Origin of the sequence: Bacillus sp. SW14 (genome assembly GCF_047608225.1) — a bacterium.
GTDB classification, from domain to species: domain Bacteria; phylum Bacillota; class Bacilli; order Bacillales; family Bacillaceae; genus Bacillus; species Bacillus subtilis_G.
Genome location: NZ_JBLKRW010000001.1, coordinates 1,736,173 through 1,752,938, shown reverse-complemented (window position 1 = coordinate 1,752,938; position 16,766 = coordinate 1,736,173). Strand labels below are relative to the sequence as shown.

The following is a 16,766-nucleotide window of genomic DNA, read 5'->3' as shown; positions in this document are numbered from 1 at the left end:
CAATAAAAAAGAAGAAGCGACCAGCCTTCTTCTTTTTTCTATATTCTATAATATTTTTTCTAAAAAGTCCTGCGCTCTTTTGGATTTTGGCGATAGAAAAAATTCTTTCGGATTGCCGTCCTCGACAATCATTCCCTGATCCATAAACAGCACGCGGTCTGCCACTTCTTTTGCGAAGCCCATTTCATGCGTGACAATCACCATGGTCATACCGGTTTCAACCAGCTCTTTCATCACCTGGAGCACTTCTTTGACCATCTCTGGATCAAGTGCAGAGGTCGGTTCGTCAAACAGCATGATGTCCGGATTCATCGCAAGAGCCCGGGCGATGGCGACACGCTGTTTTTGCCCGCCTGATAAGCGGTTTGGATAGTCATTTCGCTTTTCAAACAAACCGACTTTGCGGAGCAGCTCTTCGGCTTTTTCCTGTGCAGCCTGTTTTGATTCTTTTTGGACATTGACAGGCGCGTACATAATATTTTCGAGAACTGTTTTGTGCGGAAAGAGATGAAAATGCTGAAAAACCATCCCGATGTTTTCCCGGACCTTTAATGTGTTGGTTTTCGGCTTCGTGATCTCTTTGTCTTTGATTGTAATGGTGCCGCCGTTGGGTTTTTCCAACAGGTTTAAACAGCGAAGGAACGTTGATTTGCCTGAGCCTGAAGGGCCGATCACGGCAACAACCTCACCTTCAGAGATTGTTGTTGAAATGTCTTTTAGTACTTCATGTTTCCCAAATGATTTTGACAGCTGTTCAACCTTAATCATTGGATTTCAGCTTCCTTTCTACAGCCTTGCCGATAAACGTTAAAATCAGGACAAGCACATAATAAATCAATCCGGCGATAATGAGCGGCTCAAGATAATTGTACGTGGCGGCGCCAGCTTGATATGCGCGTCTCATAACATCACCAAGCCCGATAACAGTGACGATCGCCGATTCTTTTGTTAATGTAATTAATTCATTCAAAATTGCAGGTGATATATTTTTAAAAGCCTGCGGCAACAGGAGATCCTTCATCATTTTGCCGTACGGAACCCCCAGTGCGACAGCCGCTTCCCTTTGGCCTTTATCAATGGCGTTGATTCCGGCTCTGATAATTTCCGATACATAAGCGGCGGAATTCAATGACAATGCGACAACTGCTGCCCAAAACTGGTCAATTTGAAATCCGAGCAGCTGAGGAAGCCCGAAATAGACAATCATAAGCTGCAGCACTAAAGGCGTGCCGCGGAACACTGATGTGTAAAAATCAGCGATCCAGACCAGCGGGCGGAACGTGCTGATCTTGCATAAGCTTAGCACAATACCGAGTATAAGTCCGATAATGGCTGATACGACGACAATTTTCAAAGTAATTGCCAAACCTTCTAATATAAAAGGAATTTGGGGGATCGTTGCTGAAAAATCCAAATTCATAGTCTTTGTCTCCTTTTCTTACAGGAAAAAAGATTTCCTATTCAATAAAAAGGCTCAACGAAAAAGTTGAGCCGCTTTTCTTACTTCTCGCCAGTGAACCATTTTTTCTTCAATTTCTCAAGCTCTCCGTTATCTTCCATTTCCTTGAGCGCTTTATTGAATTTGTCTGTCAGTTCACTGTCCTTTCTGAAAGCAATCGCTGAACCGGCTTCCTCCGCTTTGGCATCAGGAATCACGAAGCCTTGCAGGTCGTCGTTTGACTTGAAATACCCTTCTGCTACCATGTCTTCGATAATCGCGGCTTCAAAGCGGTCTGATTTGATTTCCTGCACCAAATCAGAAATTCTGTTGCGGTCTTCTGTTTTAAAGCCATATTCCGGAGAAAGCTCTTTCCCCTTCTCTTCCTGAATAGAGCCAAGCTGAACGCCGACTGTTTTTCCTTTCAGGTCTTTCAGAGATGTAATGCCGCTGTCTTTTTTGCTGACAATCATATGGTTCGCTGTATAGTACACATCGGAAAAATCAACTTGTTTTTTACGATCAGGCGTCGGAGTCATTCCTGACAGAACCAGATCCACCTGTTTTGATTTCAGTGCTGTGATTAAGCTGTTGAAGTCCATATCCTGCACTTCAATTTCGTAGCCCGTCTTCTTCGCCAGCGCTTTTGCCAAATCTACATCAAAGCCGACAATTTGATCGCCTTCTTTATATTCAAACGGTTTGTAATCCGCCGAAGTACCCATAACTAATTTTTTCTTGCCGCCTTCTGAACCTGAATTGCTTGAACCGCAAGCGGATAGCGCTAAAGTGATGCAGGCAGCTACAAGTAATAAGAGCCATTTTTTCATGATCCATTTCCCCCATATTCATTACTTTTAGTGAGTTTGAATATTTATTCGTTAATTTGTATTTTAAACAGTTTCTTATTTTTATGCAATACTATTTTTAAAAATTATCTTTAAGCTTATTTTTCCAACGATATCTTTTTGATATTACTTAAGGAAAATAGATTCACTGTATAATCTAATTGAATAATCCCTTAATAATTATTCATATCTTCAGGGCATTTTATGCATAAAAAAACCCGAGCCACTTAGGCACCCGGGTTGTTCGTCTTATACTTCTTCACAATATTCTTCAAAGGCTTCTTGCAGCTTTGCCACAACTGCCATCGGCTCATGGCCTTCAATTTCATGGCGCTCGACCATTTTCATGATTTTTCCGTCTTTCAAAATCGCAAAGGATGGGGAAGATGGCGGATATCCTTCAAAATAGTCACGCGCTCGCGCTGTCGCTTCTTTATCCTGTCCGGCAAAGACGGTAACGAGGTGATCAGGTCTTTTATCATAGTGAACGGAATGGTATGCGGCCGGTCTTGCAATTCCTCCGGCACATCCGCAAACAGAGTTTACCATGACTAACGTCGTTCCTTTTTTCGCAAGTGTCTCATCCACCTCTTCAGCTGTTTTCAGCTCAGTGTATCCGGCAGCTGTAATTTCTTGTCTCGCTTGGCGGACAATATCATTCATAAATAAATTAAAGTCCATGTTCAATGAAGACCTCTCCTTTTTTATCATCTGTTCTTATCATAGCAAGGAAACGTCTATATCGGCAAATGACATTGCTTGGCCGTACACTTTTTTCTATTTGTTTACAGCTTACAGAAAAAGGGGATGATATAACCAGATATAAAATAAAGGAGCAGTTTTGTATGAGCCATCGGAAAGCATTACTGATTCATAACGGAAATGCCGGCAACAAACATATAGAAAAAGCATTAGGAGCTGTGGTGCCGGTCTTATCACAACATTTAGATGAGGTGATCATTAGACAAACAAAGAATAAGGATGATGCGTTTCATTTTTGCCAATCCATTGATGGTTCTGTCGACACCGTCTTTATTCTCGGCGGCGATGGCACAGTCCATCAATGCATTAACGGCATCAGCGCTTTAGAAAGAAAACCCGCTGTCGGAATTTTGCCCGGCGGCACGTGCAATGACTTTTCAAGAGTGCTGGGCATCCCTCAAAATCTCGCAAAAGCGGCGGAAGCACTTCTGTCAGGAACAAAAACGAGCGTAGATGTATGTCAAATGAACAAGCATTATTTTTTAAATTTCTGGGGAATCGGCCTGATTACAGAAACGTCGAATCAAATCAACGAAACGGCCAAAGCATTATTTGGAAAAATCAGCTATTTTACAAGTGCATTAAAAACCGTCTCAGCTGCTGAATCGTTCCCGATGACATTAAAAATTGATGGAAAAGAAATAAAAGAAGACGCAGTTATGCTGCTTGTGATGAACGGACAATACATTGGAACGAACCGAATTCCCCTGCCGAATGCCAGTATAGAAGACGGCTTACTCGATATCCTCATTTGCCGCAGCACCAACCTCTCCGCATTGCGGGAGCTGATGAGCATGGAACAGGGCACAATTGACCGGTTTGCCGGAGAGCTGTCCTATATCCAAGCCTCCCGGATCGAAATTGAAACAGACACCGCCCAAAAGGCGGATACAGATGGAGAAGTCTATACTCATACGCCCGCAGTGATTCAAGTCCTGCCGCAGCACATTGAAATGCTTGTCCCGTGCAGTGAATAAGGATCTGAACACTGTTAGAAAGATGATGTAAATCCGTTGACTCTCCCCTAAGAGGAGGCCTTACAGTATAGGAGATACACTTTCGAAAAAGGGGAAGTCACATGAAGAAACAAAATATGACCTTAACGATATTATTAACTAATTTATTTATTGCTTTTTTGGGGATCGGGCTGGTGATTCCGGTAACGCCTACCATTATGAATGAATTGCATTTATCGGGAACCGCAGTCGGCTATATGGTTGCGTGCTTCGCTGTTACACAGCTTATTGTTTCACCAATAGGCGGACGATGGGTTGACCGCTTCGGACGTAAAATCATGATCGTGATCGGTCTGTTTTTCTTTAGTGTTTCGGAGTTTTTATTCGGCATCGGAAAAACAGTTGAGATGTTATTTATCTCCCGCATGCTTGGCGGGATCAGCGCCGCCTTCATTATGCCCGGGGTCACGGCTTTTATCGCAGATATCACAACCATTAAAACACGGCCGAAAGCGCTTGGTTATATGTCAGCCGCTATTTCAACAGGCTTTATCATCGGCCCAGGTATCGGGGGATTTTTAGCGGAAATTCATTCCCGTCTGCCTTTTTTCTTTGCGGCAGCCTTTGCATTGTTAGCAGCCATTTTATCAATGCTTACGCTGCGCGAGCCTGAACGAAACCATGAGAATCAGGACATAAAAGGGCAGAAGACGGGATTCAAACGGATTTTTGCCCCCATGTATTTCATTGCTTTTCTCATCATTTTGATTTCGTCTTTTGGCTTAGCGTCATTTGAATCGTTATTTGCGTTATTCGTTGATCATAAATTTGGATTTACGGCCAGCGACATTGCCATTATGATTACAGGAGGTGCGATTGTAGGCGCCATTACGCAAGTCGTCTTATTCGACCGTTTTACAAGGTGGTTTGGCGAAATCCATTTGATTCGATATAGCTTAATCATCTCAACGAGTCTGGTCTTCTTGCTGACAATCGTGAATTCTTATTTTTCGATTCTGCTGGTTACTGTCACCGTATTTGTCGGATTTGACCTCATGAGACCGGCGGTAACGACTTATCTGTCAAAAATTGCGGGAAATGAACAGGGATTTGCCGGCGGTATGAACTCAATGTTTACAAGTATAGGCAATGTATTCGGACCTATTATCGGCGGAATGCTGTTCGATATTGATGTAAACTATCCATTCTACTTTGCAACGGTAACTTTAGCCATAGGCATTGCGCTGACCATTGCTTGGAAAGCGCCTGCACATATTAAAGCCAGCACGTGATAAAAAGCGTATTCTTTGTATACTGCAAAGAGTGCGCTTTTTCATTATACTGATATAGAAGGAGTGATGGCATGAAGGAATCGTATTACTCAATTGGAGAAGTATCAAAACTGGCAAACGTGTCGATTAAAGCGCTCCGTTATTACGATAAAATTGATTTATTTAAACCCGCCTATGTCGACCCGGATACAAGCTACCGCTATTATACAGATTCCCAGCTTTATCATCTGGATCTTATCAAATCATTGAAATATATCGGCACACCTTTAGAAGAGATGAAAAAGGCACAAGACTTAGAGATGGAAGAACTGTTTGCTTTTTATACAGAGCAGGAGAAGCAAATCAGGGAGAAATTGGAGTTTTTATCAGCATTGGAAGAAACCATTTCACTGGTGAAAAAGCGGATGAAACGGCAGATAGAATACCCTGCGCTCGGGGAGGTGTTTGTTTTAGATGAAGAAGAAACACGCATCATTCAGACAGAGGCAGAGGGAGTCGGACCTGAAAACGTGCTCAACGCCTCCTACAGCAAATTAAAAACATTTATCGAATCAGCAGATGGATTTGCGAACAATAGCTACGGTGCCACTTTCTCGTTTCTCCCGTACACCAGTATTGATGAAATGACTTACCGCCATATCTTTACGCCTGTATTGACGAATAAACAAATATCCGCCGTTACGCAGGATATGGAAATCACAACGATCCCTAAAGGCAGATATGTTTGCATCGCGTATCATTTTTCACCTGAGCATTATTTTCTCAACTTACAGAAGCTTATCAAGTATATCATAGACCGCCAATTAACAGTTGCCAGTGATGTTTACGAGTTAATCATACCGATTCATTACTCGCCGAAAAAACAAGAGGAATACCGGGTCGAAATGAAAATCAGAATTGCTGAGTCATGATGCATAAAAAAAGAGCATTTTTTGAAGTTATGTATCAAAAAATGCTCTTTCTGCTTATTAGTAAACAGATGTTTTCTCGTCAATCGATTCTAAAATTTGTTTTACTCGTCCGAGGAATCGTCCGCACACAAGGCCGTCAAGCACTCTGTGATCCAAGGACAGGCACAGATTGACCATGTCTCTGACAGCAATCATGCCATGATCCATGACAACCGGGCGCTTGACGATGGATTCCACTTGAAGAATCGCAGCTTGAGGGTAATTGATGATACCCATCGACTGAACAGATCCGAACGAGCCTGTATTGTTGACGGTAAACGTCCCTCCCTGCATGTCATCTGCTGATAGTTTTCCCTCTCTCACTTTTTTAGCAAGGCCGTTAATTTCTCTCGCAATGCCTTTAATTGTCTTTTCATCAGCGTTTTTAATCACCGGAACAAATAAAGAATCCTCTGTGGCAACAGCGATTGAAATATTGATATCTTTTTTCTGAATGATTTTGTCTCCCGCCCACATGCTATTCATTTGCGGGAATTCTTTTAACGCCTGGGCGACCGCTTTTACAAAAAAGGCGAAGAACGTTATATTAAAGCCTTCTGTCTGCTTGAATGAATCTTTTATACTGTTGCGATATTCCACCATATTTGTGACGTCGACTTCCATCATCGTCCAAGCATGCGGAATTTCTGTTTTGCTGCGTTTCATATTGGAAGCAATTGCTTTTCTTACAGCTGTGACAGGGATTTCTTTATCTCCCGATGCAGACGCAGGATATGAAATCTCGCCCTTCGGCTCTGGTTGTGGTGCAGACTCTTGTGCGGGAGCTGCTGTTTTCGGCTCCTCAGCCCGTTCTTGCACACCGCCTGTTTCAATGATGCGCTGAATATCTTTTCGCGTAATGCGTCCGCCTGCACCTGATCCTGTCACTTGATCAAGATCAATGCCGTGCTCTCCGGCCAAACGGAGTACAGCTGGCGAGTAGCGCTTTTTATTGGGCTGGTTGTCTGCTTCGGATCGGCTTTCTGCAACAGGTGTTTCAGCGGCTTCTGGTGCCTCTGGCTGCTCTTGTTTTTGTTCAGACGGATTCACGCCTTCTATTTCGATTTTGCAAATGATTTCCCCGACTTGCAGAGTCTGGCCTTCTTCTCCCACAAGTTCTGTTATCGTACCGGTAAAAGAAGATGGAACCTCTGCATTGACCTTATCTGTCATGACTTCCGCTATCGGATCGTATTTGTTTACTTTATCACCGGGGGCAATTAGCCATTTGCTGATCGTCCCTTCCGTCACGCTTTCTCCAAGCTGCGGCATCGTCATTTGTTCAATTGCCATGATTGTGTCCTCCTTACGTCTTTAAAACTCCGCTAACTCTCTCATCGCCGCTTCCACTTTATCAGGGTTGAGCATAAAGTATTTTTCCATTGTCGGCGCATAAGGCATAGCCGGAATATCAGGACCCGCAAGCCGTTTAATCGGCGCGTCTAAGTCGAAGAGACAATGCTCAGATATAATTGCGGCCACCTCACTCATGATGCTGCCTTCTTTTGTATCTTCTGTAACCAAAAGCACCTTACCGGTTTTGGATCCGGCTTCAATGATTGCTTCTTTATCAAGCGGATAAACCGTTCTTAAATCTACTACATGCACTGAAATTCCATCTTTTTCGAGACGCTCTGCAGCCTGTAACGCGAAGTGGACACACAGGCCATATGTGATCACTGTGATGTCGTCGCCTTCCCGTTTAACATCAGCCTTGCCGATTGGCAGGACATAATCGTCTGCCGGAACCTCACCTTTTATCAGACGGTACGCGCGTTTGTGCTCAAAAAACAGCACCGGATCTTCATCACGAACCGCGGCTTTTAAAAGTCCTTTCGCGTCATATGGCGTTGATGGCATGACAATTTTCAGTCCGGGCTGATTGGCAAAAATCGCTTCGACTGATTGAGAATGATAAAGGGCCCCGTGCACGCCTCCGCCGTATGGCGCTCTGACGACAATCGGACAGCTCCAGTCATTGTTGCTGCGGTAGCGGATTTTAGCCGCTTCAGAAATAATTTGGTTGACCGCCGGCATAATAAAATCAGCAAACTGCATTTCAGCAATTGGTCTCATCCCGTACATAGCCGCTCCGATGCCGACTCCGGCAATCGCAGATTCAGCAAGCGGCGTATCCATCACACGCTCTTCTCCAAATTGTTCGTAGAGGCCGGCTGTCGCTTTAAATACACCGCCTTTTCTCCCTACATCTTCCCCAAGGACGAAAACGCGAGGGTCTCGTTCCATTTCTTCTTTCATCGCCAAATTGATTGCATCAATATATGACATTACTGACATTTGTTCTTCCTCCCTACTTCGCATACACATAATCAAGCGCTGACTCAGGAGCTGCATAAGGGGCGTTCTCCGCTTCATCCGTCGCTTCGTTTATGATGGCCATCATTTCATCCAGCATGGTTTGTTCTATCTCATCGGACAGCAGGCCTGTTTCCTTTAAGTAAGCTTGATAAGTAAGCAGGGGATCGCTTTTTTTCGCTTCCTCTACTTCTTCACGGCCTCTGTAACTGCTGTCATCGTCATCACTGGAATGCGGTGTAAGGCGGTAAGAAATTGTTTCAATTAATGTCGGGCCTTCTCCTCTGCGCGCCCGTTCGCGTGCTTCTTTGACCGCTTGATAAACCTCCAGCGGATCATTTCCATTCACGGTTACGCCAGGCATTCCATAGCCTACGGCACGGTCGGAAATGTTCTCACATGCGACTTGCTTATCGTAAGGCACAGAGATTGCGTATTTGTTATTTTCACACATGAAAATAACCGGCAACTTATGGACAGCGGCAAAGTTTGCCCCTTCATGGAAATCGCCTTGATTTGAAGAGCCTTCACCAAATGTAACAAAGGCCGCAACATCCTTTTTCTCCATACGCCCCGCAAGCGCAATGCCGACCGCGTGCGGCACTTGCGTTGTAACTGGAGACGATCCTGTCACGATCCGGTTTTCCTTTTGACCGAAATGTCCCGGCATCTGGCGGCCTCCTGAGTTTGGATCTGCAGCTTTGGCAAACCCGGACATCATTAAGTCTTTTGCTGTCATGCCAAATGCGAGCACAACACCCATGTCTCTGTAGTACGGCAGTACATAATCCATTTCACGGTCAAGAGCAAAAGCCGCCCCTACCTGCGCTGCTTCCTGTCCTTGACAAGAGATTACGAATGGAATTTTTCCAGAACGGTTTAACAGCCACATTCTTTCATCGATTTTTCTTGCTAACAGCATGGTTCTATACATATCAACGGCTTCCTGATCAGTCAGCCCTAGTGCTTGATGTCGGTTCGTACTCATTCAAGCCCCTCCTTTATGCTTTTAAAAATGAATGGCTTTGCCGTCTGCGGCAAGCGCTGCTTCTCCAATCGCTTCAGAAAGCGTCGGGTGCGGGTGAATTGTTTGCCCGACCTCCCACGGCGTTGCGTCCAGCACTCTGGCAAGACCCGCTTCTGAAATCATGTCGGTGACGTGCGGGCCGATCATATGCACGCCGAGAATATCATCCGTGTCACGATCCGCTACGATTTTTACAAATCCATCGCTTTCTCCGTATACAAGCGCTTTTCCAATTGCCATAAATGGGAACTTGCCGATCTTGACATTATGCCCGTTCGCCTTCGCTTCTTCTTCGGTTAAACCTACACTGGCAGCTTCAGGGCTTGAGTAGATGCACTTCGGTACAAGCGTTGGATCAAGCGGATGCGGATTGAGTCCAGCAATATGCTCAACAGCAATGATTCCTTCATGCGATGCGACGTGAGCTAATTGAAGACCTCCGATTACGTCCCCGATTGCATAAATATGAGATTCCTTCGTTTGGCAGCTTTCATTGACTGAAATGAAGCCTTTTTCAGTGACAATATCGGTGTTTTCTATGCCGATGCCTTCGATATTTGCCTGTCTGCCGATGGAAACTAGCATTTTTTCAGCAGAGTAAGTGACGGTTTCTCCGTCTTTTTCCGCTTGTATGCTGATGTCACCCGCCGTTTTTGTCATTGTGTCAGGCAGCACTTTTGCCCCTGTCACGAACTGAATGCCTTTTTTCTTAAGAAGACTTTCCATTTCTGTTGAAATGTCTTGATCCTCAGTCGGCAATATGCGGTCTGCGTATTCAATAACCGTTACCTTCACGCCAAAATCATGAAGCATAGACGCCCATTCGATACCGATCACGCCGCCGCCGACGATGATGATCGATTTTGGCAGCTCCTCCATTTGGAGTGCCTCATCCGATGTCAATACAGACTTTCCGTCCGCTTCCAAACCCGGAAGCATTCTCGGTCTTGATCCTGTTGCAATGATGACTTGCTTCGGAATCAGCATGTCATTTTCTTCGCCATTTCCCCGTTCAACAGAAATTGTTCCCGGCATCGGAGAGAAGATTGACGGTCCGAGGATACGGCCATATCCGTTGAACACGTCGATTTTTCCTTTTTTCATTAAATGATTCACACCGGCTGCAAGCTTATCAACAACAGCTTGCTTGCGCCGCTGCACTTTTTCAAAGTTGAGGGACACGCCTGCCGTTTCTACTCCGAATTGATCGGATTCACGAGCTGTTCGGTATACCTCTGCGCTTCTAAGCAGCGCTTTACTCGGGATACAGCCTTTATGCAGACATGTTCCCCCGAGTTTTTCCTTTTCCACAACGGCTGTCTTTAAGCCAAGCTGAGCGGCTCTAATCGCCGCAACATAACCGCCGGTACCGCCGCCCAAAATGACTACGTCATACTCAGTTGCCATGGTGACTCACTCCTGTCTGTCTATTCAATACGATATTGTTTGGATAGCTCTTCGCCCAGCAATACCCTGAGCGCCCCTTGGGCCAGAGACTGCAGTTCATTTTCTCCCGGATAGACTAAAACGTCTGAAATCCAATCTATGTATGAGCTGATACTGGAAACAAAGCTTTTGCCGTATGCCAAGCCGCCCGTCAGCACAATCGCTTCCACTTCGCCTTTTAAGGCCGCGCTGGCTGCCCCGATTTCCTTCGCTACCTGATACGCCATGGCATCAAAAACGAGGCGGGCTTTTTCATCGCCCCCTTGAATCATCTGTTCCACTTTTACTGCGTCATTCGTACCGAGATAGCCCAAAAGCCCGCCGGTGCCCACCAGTTTTTTCATGATTTCTTCTTTTGTATACTGTCCTGAAAAACATAAATCGACAAGATCCCCCGCAGGCACTGTCCCTGCACGTTCAGGGCTGAATGGCCCCTCTCCGTGAAGGCCGTTATTGACATCGACCACCCGCCCGCAGTCATGGACGCCTATTGTAATACCGCCGCCCATATGGGTAACAATCATTTTCATGTTCTCATATCGTTTGCCGAGAGAGGCTGCCGCCTTACGGGCGACAGCTTTTTGATTTAACGCATGAAAAATGCTTTTCCGTTCAATCTCAGGCATGCCTGAGATTTTTGCGAGCACTGACATTTCATCTACGACAACAGGATCGACGATATATGAAGGGATATTCAGCCCGTCAGCGATTTCCCGCGCGATAATGCCGCCGAGATTCGAAGCATGCTGGCCGGCGTAGCCGCTTTTCAAGTCCTCAATCATGTCATCATTCACTTCATACGTTCCGCCTTCAATCGGCCGGAGAAGACCGCCTCTGGCGCAGACTGCATCAAACTTTGAAATATTGATTCCCTGTTCATGAAGCGTTTCGAGAATCTGTTTTTTGCGAAATTCATACTGATCAATAATATGGTCAAATCGCTGCAGCTCTTCTATGTTGTGTCTCAATGTTTTTTCGAAAATGCCTCGTTCGTTATGAAAAACACCGATTTTGGTTGAAGTTGAGCCTGGATTAATAGTGAGAATGCGTTTTTCATCATGTAACACTTTGATAACCTCCAGATCAATTTCTTAACGTCTGCTTAATACACTATGGCCGTTTTGCAAAAACTGGCTTCTCGAGCGGCGCATGCGATCAATCCGTTCCTCTGCCAAGCGGTCAGCCGCTAAATACGTCGGAATGCCATCACGCTGAGAAATTTCAAGTACACGCTCAATATTGCCGTAAATGCCTTCAACTTTCTTCAATGCGCGTTCTGCATTATAGCCGTAAAGCTCATCTGCCACGTTGATGACGCCGCCCGCGTTAATGACATAATCCGGCGCGTAAACAATGCCCATTTCGTGAATTTGATCGCCATGGCGTGTTTCTTTTAATTGGTTGTTGGCCGCACCCGCGATGACTTTCGCCTTCAGCTGTTTAATGGTGTCGTCGTTGATTGTCGCACCGAGTGCACACGGCGCATAAATATCGCAGTCTTGTGAATAAATCTCATCCGGATCAACCGCACGGGCGCCAAAATCTGCAACTGCGCGCTGTACTGATTGTTTATTGATATCCGTCACGATTAAGTTTGCCCCTTCCTCATGAAGGTGGCGGCATAGGTTATAGGCTACGTTCCCTACACCCTGTACAGCGATGGTTTTTCCTTCGAGAGAGTCAGTACCGAAAGCAGCTTTAGCAGCAGCTTTCATACCTCTGTATACGCCGTAAGCCGTAACTGGGGATGGATTTCCTGAAGATCCGAAAGCAGGAGAAATCCCTGTGACATAGTCTGTTTCATCATGAATGATGTCCATATCCTCAACCGTTGTGCCCACATCTTCAGCTGTAATATACCTGCCGTTCAAACCTTGAATATAGCGGCCAAACGCGCGGAACATTTCCTCATTTTTATCTTTGCGGGGATCACCGATAATCACTGTTTTTCCGCCGCCAAGGTTTAAGCCTGCCGCCGCGTTTTTATAGGTCATGCCTCTCGCCAGCCTGAGCGCGTCTTCAATCGCCGCTTCTTCATTTTCATACGTCCACATTCTCGTTCCGCCAAGTGCCGGACCGAGCGTTGTATCATGAATCGCGATAATCGCTTTTAAGCCGGATTGTTCATCTTGGCAAAATACCAATTGTTCGTAATCGTATTTCTCCATATATTTAAAAAGTTCCATGTTCGTTCCTCCTAATGTGTGTATTCTTCTGATGCGCATATCGCGAGCGCAATGGAATACAGTTTATTTTCAGCGGAGTCCGCTCTGCTCGTTAAGGCAATCGGCGCTTTTGCCCCCGTAATGACAGCCGCCACGCTGGCCTTCGCAAAATAAATCAGTGATTTATATAAAATATTGCCGGCCTCAATTGTTGGGACGAGAAGGATATCAGCGCTGCCCGCTACGTCTCCCGAAATCTTTTTCTGGGCCGCGGCAATTTGCGAGACTGCGTTATCCAAAGCAAACGGCCCATCAACAATACAGCCTTTGATCTGGCCTCTTTTGCACATTTGAGCAAGAGCAGCTGCATTTACTGTCGCTTCCATTTTCGGGTTTACCGTTTCGACCGCTGCCAGAGCAGCTGCTTTTGGCATATTGTTCCCTATTGCACGGGCTACATGAACCGCATTTTGCAGGATCTGCCGGAGCTCTTCCAGTGATGGAGCGATGTTCATTGCCGAATCTGTCACAAACATCAGCCTGTCAAAGTCCGGTATATCAAACACAGCGACATGAGAAAGGACATTGGATGACCGAAGCCCCTCCTGTCTGTTCAATACCGCTTTAAGCAAAACAGAAGTCGGCACATCCCCTTTCATTAACACATCCGCTGTTTTATGATGCACAGCACGAACCGCTAATTTTGCCGATTCCTCAGGCGTATCCGCATGAACGATTTCCACTTGATTCCCTTGCATAGATGATGTCAGATCGTTCAGTTTTTTGCTGTCGCCCACTAACAAAAAACGGGCAGATAGGTGCTCGGCTGCCAGCTTTACAGCCCGGATCACTTCCTCATCCTCAGCATGAGCAACCGCAATAGTCTTGTTTTTGTACATCGACGCTTTACCGATCAAATCTTTCAGCTTCATCTGTTACCACCCTTCTTGTTTCGACTCCGCCTTTTATTATGCAAGTTCCATGCCAGCTCTTCGCCATGCTGTCATAACGGATGCTTTGAAAAATTCGTGCAGATGTTTGCGTTTATTCTGCAAATTATTGCATGCCTTCATTTGCAAGGCCATATTTATCCATTTTGTAATATAAATTCCGTATGCTGACTCCGAGGGCTTTCGCTGTTTTTGTCCGGTTATAATGATGCTTCTCGAGCGTTTGCTGGATCAAATGCGCTTCAAATTTTTCTACTGCAACAGACAGCTTCTCGCCTTCAATATTCGGAAAATCAAAACTTGCCCCTTGTTCTGGGTCGCTTTCTTTTTGTTCAACTTCGAATACAGGCAAGTGATCTTTTTCAATCCATTCCATATGCGGATTCAGAAAAATCATGGCTCGTCCTAGGACATTTTCCAATTCGCGGACATTCCCCGGCCAATGATAAGCGGATAAAACACGCAAAGCTTGCTGCGAGAGACCCTTTACATTCCTGCCGTAATCCCGGTTAATCTTTTGGATAAGCCTGACGCTTAGTGCCTCAATGTCTTCCAGCCGCTGCCGCAATGGCGGGATGGAGATGGGGTAGCGGTTGATCCGGTAATACAAGTCTTCACGGAACGCACCATCCGCCATCGCCTTTTCGATATTTACATTTGTCGCCGCGATCACTCTGACGTTGACAGGGATCGCCTTCGTACCGCCCACTCTGACGATTTCCTTTTCTTGAAGGACGCGGAGCAATTTCGCCTGCATATTTTGTGTCAGTTCGCCGATTTCATCTAAGAAAATACTTCCGTTATTGGCTTCTTCAAATAAACCCTTTTTACCGCCACGCTTCGCTCCTGAAAACGCACCATCCTCATAACCGAACAATTCTGATTCGAGCAGGTTTTCAGAAAGGGCAGCACAATTCACCCGAATAAATTTATTGTACTTCCGGTCACTTTCGTTATGGATGGCATGGGCGAACAGTTCTTTTCCTGTTCCTGATTCCCCGCGCAGCAAAATGGTTGCCGGCGTTTTCGCCCCGAGCTTGGCCTGCTCAAGCGCAACCAGCATTTGCTCGCTTTTGCCGATAATGTCGTCAAACGTGTATTTCGCCTCAAGTGTACGAATGATTTGTCTGGCCCGGTTAAGCTCCGCTGTCAGCATTTTAATTTCGGTCACGTCGTGAATCACACCGACACTGCCTTTCAAAATCCCGTCTACAATCACCGGCGCTACATTGACGATGACCTCTTTTTCATTCGGGCCGACCTTCATTCTGACACCGCGGACAGGGCGTCTCGTTTCAAGCACCTTTAAATGCATGCTTTCGCCTTCAGAAATATCAGTGTTGGCAGGCTTGCCGATGACTTCTTTTTCCGAGAGCCCTGTCATTTTCGTATACGCTTTATTAATCAGGAGTCCGATGCCGTTTTCATCAACGACAGAAATCGCCTCATCGGAGGATTGAATAATCGCCTCCAGCATCGTACGGACCTGCTTTAAGTTTGTCACTTCCTCTGCCAGCTCAACAGCATCGGTGATATCTTTAAACACACAAAGCGCCCCGAGCAAACGTCCGCCTTCATCAATAATCGGCAGCCTCGTCGTCACAATTTGCAAATGATCGCCCAAAAGCTGCTTCTGGTTGTATTCAGGCACTCTTGTTTTTAAAATCCGCGGCAACTTCGTGCTCGGAATGACTTCTTTTATCGGGCGTCCGATGACTTCCTCGCGTTTTTTCCCGACCATTTTTTCGGCCATATGGTTAAAGAGAATGATTTCTTCATTGATATCAATAAAAATCATCCCGTCATGGGTAGAATTAAAAATTCGGTCGTGTTTGTATGTTTGCTCTTTCAGCATTTGAATCAGGTGCTGCTTTTCTTCCATCAGCTGAAAAACGATGTACGCCATTTTTCCCGGCATAATAATGGTCTCTTCATGCTTTTCTTGAAGAAGTTCGTCAAACACGGCTTGATCGCCGGTGGTATGAATGACGATATCCGGTTTTAGTTGTATGTAAGGTTTCCAATCAGATGAAACGGCAATCCCATACTGTTCTGCTTCTTTCAATCCCGGCGCCTCGGGGTCTTTGTCAACTACGGCAATGACCTCTATGATGGCTGTTTTGATCAGAATATGTAATAACGCCGTTCCCCTTTTGCCGGCACCTACAATCAGTACCTTTTGCATCCCGCTACCCCTTTGTATGAAAAAATTTGCACACCTATTTATTCCGTTGCAATAATTTGCACAACCCTATGTTACCACGTTTTCTTCTCTTGACAAAATATTTTTCCCGCTGGACAATAAAGAAAATGAAAGATAAAGGGGTTTTCTGAGGATGAGCCGACTTCTTGCGCTTTTGATATTAGTCGTCCCCGGCGCCATATCCGCTTTAGGCATTAAACTGATGAGAGATACACTTTTCGGTCATAGTGTAAAGCCATTTGCAGCTCTTTGGCTCCAAGGTTTGTCAGGGTTCATCTTTTTTGCGTTCGGCCTTTATGTGCTGGCAGGGTTCGTTTTATACAGGGACAGAAAACGCCATCAAGTCAGCCCGCGATTCAGAAAACGATAGCTGCAAAAAAAGCCGGAGAACACTCCGGCTTTTTTTGACCGCA

At 45.5% G+C, this 16,766-nt stretch carries 16 protein-coding genes; 4 read left to right on the top strand and 12 right to left on the bottom strand.

Annotation, left to right across the window (positions count from 1 at the left end):
- Window positions 1–45 precede the first annotated feature (45 nt).
- From artR to brxB, 4 genes are all read right to left on the bottom strand, one after another.
- Window positions 46–768 (bottom strand): arginine ABC transporter ATP-binding protein ArtR, encoded by a 723-nt coding sequence (artR, locus tag ACMX2I_RS09055; protein WP_394716001.1) that lies wholly within the window; start codon window positions 766–768, stop codon window positions 46–48.
- Window positions 761–1,420 carry an arginine ABC transporter permease ArtQ gene (gene artQ / locus ACMX2I_RS09050; protein ID WP_087990644.1) on the bottom strand — a complete coding sequence of 220 codons (660 nt, stop codon included), beginning with the start codon at window positions 1,418–1,420 and terminating at the stop codon, window positions 761–763. The genes artR and artQ overlap by 8 nt, the downstream gene beginning before the upstream one ends.
- 80 nt (window positions 1,421–1,500) lie before the next feature.
- Window positions 1,501–2,268: an arginine ABC transporter substrate-binding protein ArtP gene (gene artP / locus ACMX2I_RS09045; RefSeq protein ID WP_394716000.1), complete on the bottom strand. Its 768-nt coding sequence runs from the start codon at window positions 2,266–2,268 to the stop codon at window positions 1,501–1,503.
- 267 nt (window positions 2,269–2,535) lie between these two features.
- Window positions 2,536–2,973: a bacilliredoxin BrxB gene (gene brxB, locus ACMX2I_RS09040; RefSeq protein WP_087990646.1), complete on the bottom strand. Its 438-nt coding sequence runs from the start codon at window positions 2,971–2,973 to the stop codon at window positions 2,536–2,538.
- Window positions 2,974–3,131: 158 nt separating this feature from the next.
- On the opposite strand from brxB, the gene ACMX2I_RS09035 reads away from it, so the two are divergent.
- The 3 genes from ACMX2I_RS09035 (at window position 3,132) to ACMX2I_RS09025 (ending at window position 6,207) form a co-directional block, all read left to right on the top strand.
- Window positions 3,132–4,025: a YegS/Rv2252/BmrU family lipid kinase gene (locus ACMX2I_RS09035; protein ID WP_394715999.1), complete on the top strand. Its 894-nt coding sequence runs from the start codon at window positions 3,132–3,134 to the stop codon at window positions 4,023–4,025.
- A 101-nt stretch (window positions 4,026–4,126) separates the two neighbouring features.
- Entirely contained in the window at window positions 4,127–5,296 is a 1,170-nt protein-coding gene (bmr, locus tag ACMX2I_RS09030; RefSeq protein WP_414956741.1) for a multidrug efflux MFS transporter Bmr, read from the top strand.
- Window positions 5,297–5,367: 71 nt separating this feature from the next.
- On the top strand, window positions 5,368–6,207 hold the full coding sequence (locus ACMX2I_RS09025) for a MerR family transcriptional regulator (protein ID WP_414956739.1): 840 nt from the start codon (window positions 5,368–5,370) through the stop codon (window positions 6,205–6,207).
- A 57-nt stretch (window positions 6,208–6,264) separates the two neighbouring features.
- On the opposite strand, the gene ACMX2I_RS09020 is transcribed toward ACMX2I_RS09025, so the two are convergent.
- The 8 genes from ACMX2I_RS09020 to ACMX2I_RS08985 form a co-directional block, all read right to left on the bottom strand.
- Window positions 6,265–7,539, bottom strand: coding sequence for a dihydrolipoamide acetyltransferase family protein (locus ACMX2I_RS09020; RefSeq protein WP_414956738.1), 1,275 nt, complete (start codon window positions 7,537–7,539; stop codon window positions 6,265–6,267).
- Between the two features lie 21 nt (window positions 7,540–7,560).
- Window positions 7,561–8,544: a 3-methyl-2-oxobutanoate dehydrogenase subunit beta gene (gene bfmBAB, locus ACMX2I_RS09015; RefSeq protein WP_414956737.1), complete on the bottom strand. Its 984-nt coding sequence runs from the start codon at window positions 8,542–8,544 to the stop codon at window positions 7,561–7,563.
- A 13-nt stretch (window positions 8,545–8,557) separates the two neighbouring features.
- On the bottom strand, window positions 8,558–9,550 hold the full coding sequence (gene bfmBAA / locus ACMX2I_RS09010; RefSeq protein WP_414956736.1) for a 3-methyl-2-oxobutanoate dehydrogenase subunit alpha: 993 nt from the start codon (window positions 9,548–9,550) through the stop codon (window positions 8,558–8,560).
- Window positions 9,551–9,571: 21 nt separating this feature from the next.
- Window positions 9,572–10,996, bottom strand: a complete 1,425-nt coding sequence (gene lpdA, locus ACMX2I_RS09005; protein WP_414956735.1) for a dihydrolipoyl dehydrogenase — start codon at window positions 10,994–10,996, stop codon at window positions 9,572–9,574.
- Between the two features lie 20 nt (window positions 10,997–11,016).
- Window positions 11,017–12,108, bottom strand: a complete 1,092-nt coding sequence (gene buk, locus ACMX2I_RS09000; protein ID WP_414958316.1) for a butyrate kinase — start codon at window positions 12,106–12,108, stop codon at window positions 11,017–11,019.
- Between the two features lie 18 nt (window positions 12,109–12,126).
- On the bottom strand, window positions 12,127–13,221 hold the full coding sequence (gene bcd, locus ACMX2I_RS08995) for a branched-chain amino acid dehydrogenase (RefSeq protein ID WP_414956734.1): 1,095 nt from the start codon (window positions 13,219–13,221) through the stop codon (window positions 12,127–12,129).
- Between the two features lie 11 nt (window positions 13,222–13,232).
- Window positions 13,233–14,132, bottom strand: a complete 900-nt coding sequence (gene yqiS, locus ACMX2I_RS08990) for a phosphate butyryltransferase (protein ID WP_414956733.1) — start codon at window positions 14,130–14,132, stop codon at window positions 13,233–13,235.
- A 124-nt stretch (window positions 14,133–14,256) separates the two neighbouring features.
- On the bottom strand, window positions 14,257–16,335 hold the full coding sequence (locus ACMX2I_RS08985; RefSeq protein WP_414956732.1) for a sigma 54-interacting transcriptional regulator: 2,079 nt from the start codon (window positions 16,333–16,335) through the stop codon (window positions 14,257–14,259).
- 151 nt (window positions 16,336–16,486) lie between these two features.
- Here ACMX2I_RS08985 and ACMX2I_RS08980 point away from each other — a divergent pair, with 151 nt between their 5' ends.
- On the top strand, window positions 16,487–16,723 hold the full coding sequence (locus ACMX2I_RS08980; protein WP_087990657.1) for a DUF2627 domain-containing protein: 237 nt from the start codon (window positions 16,487–16,489) through the stop codon (window positions 16,721–16,723).
- Window positions 16,724–16,766 lie beyond the last annotated feature (43 nt).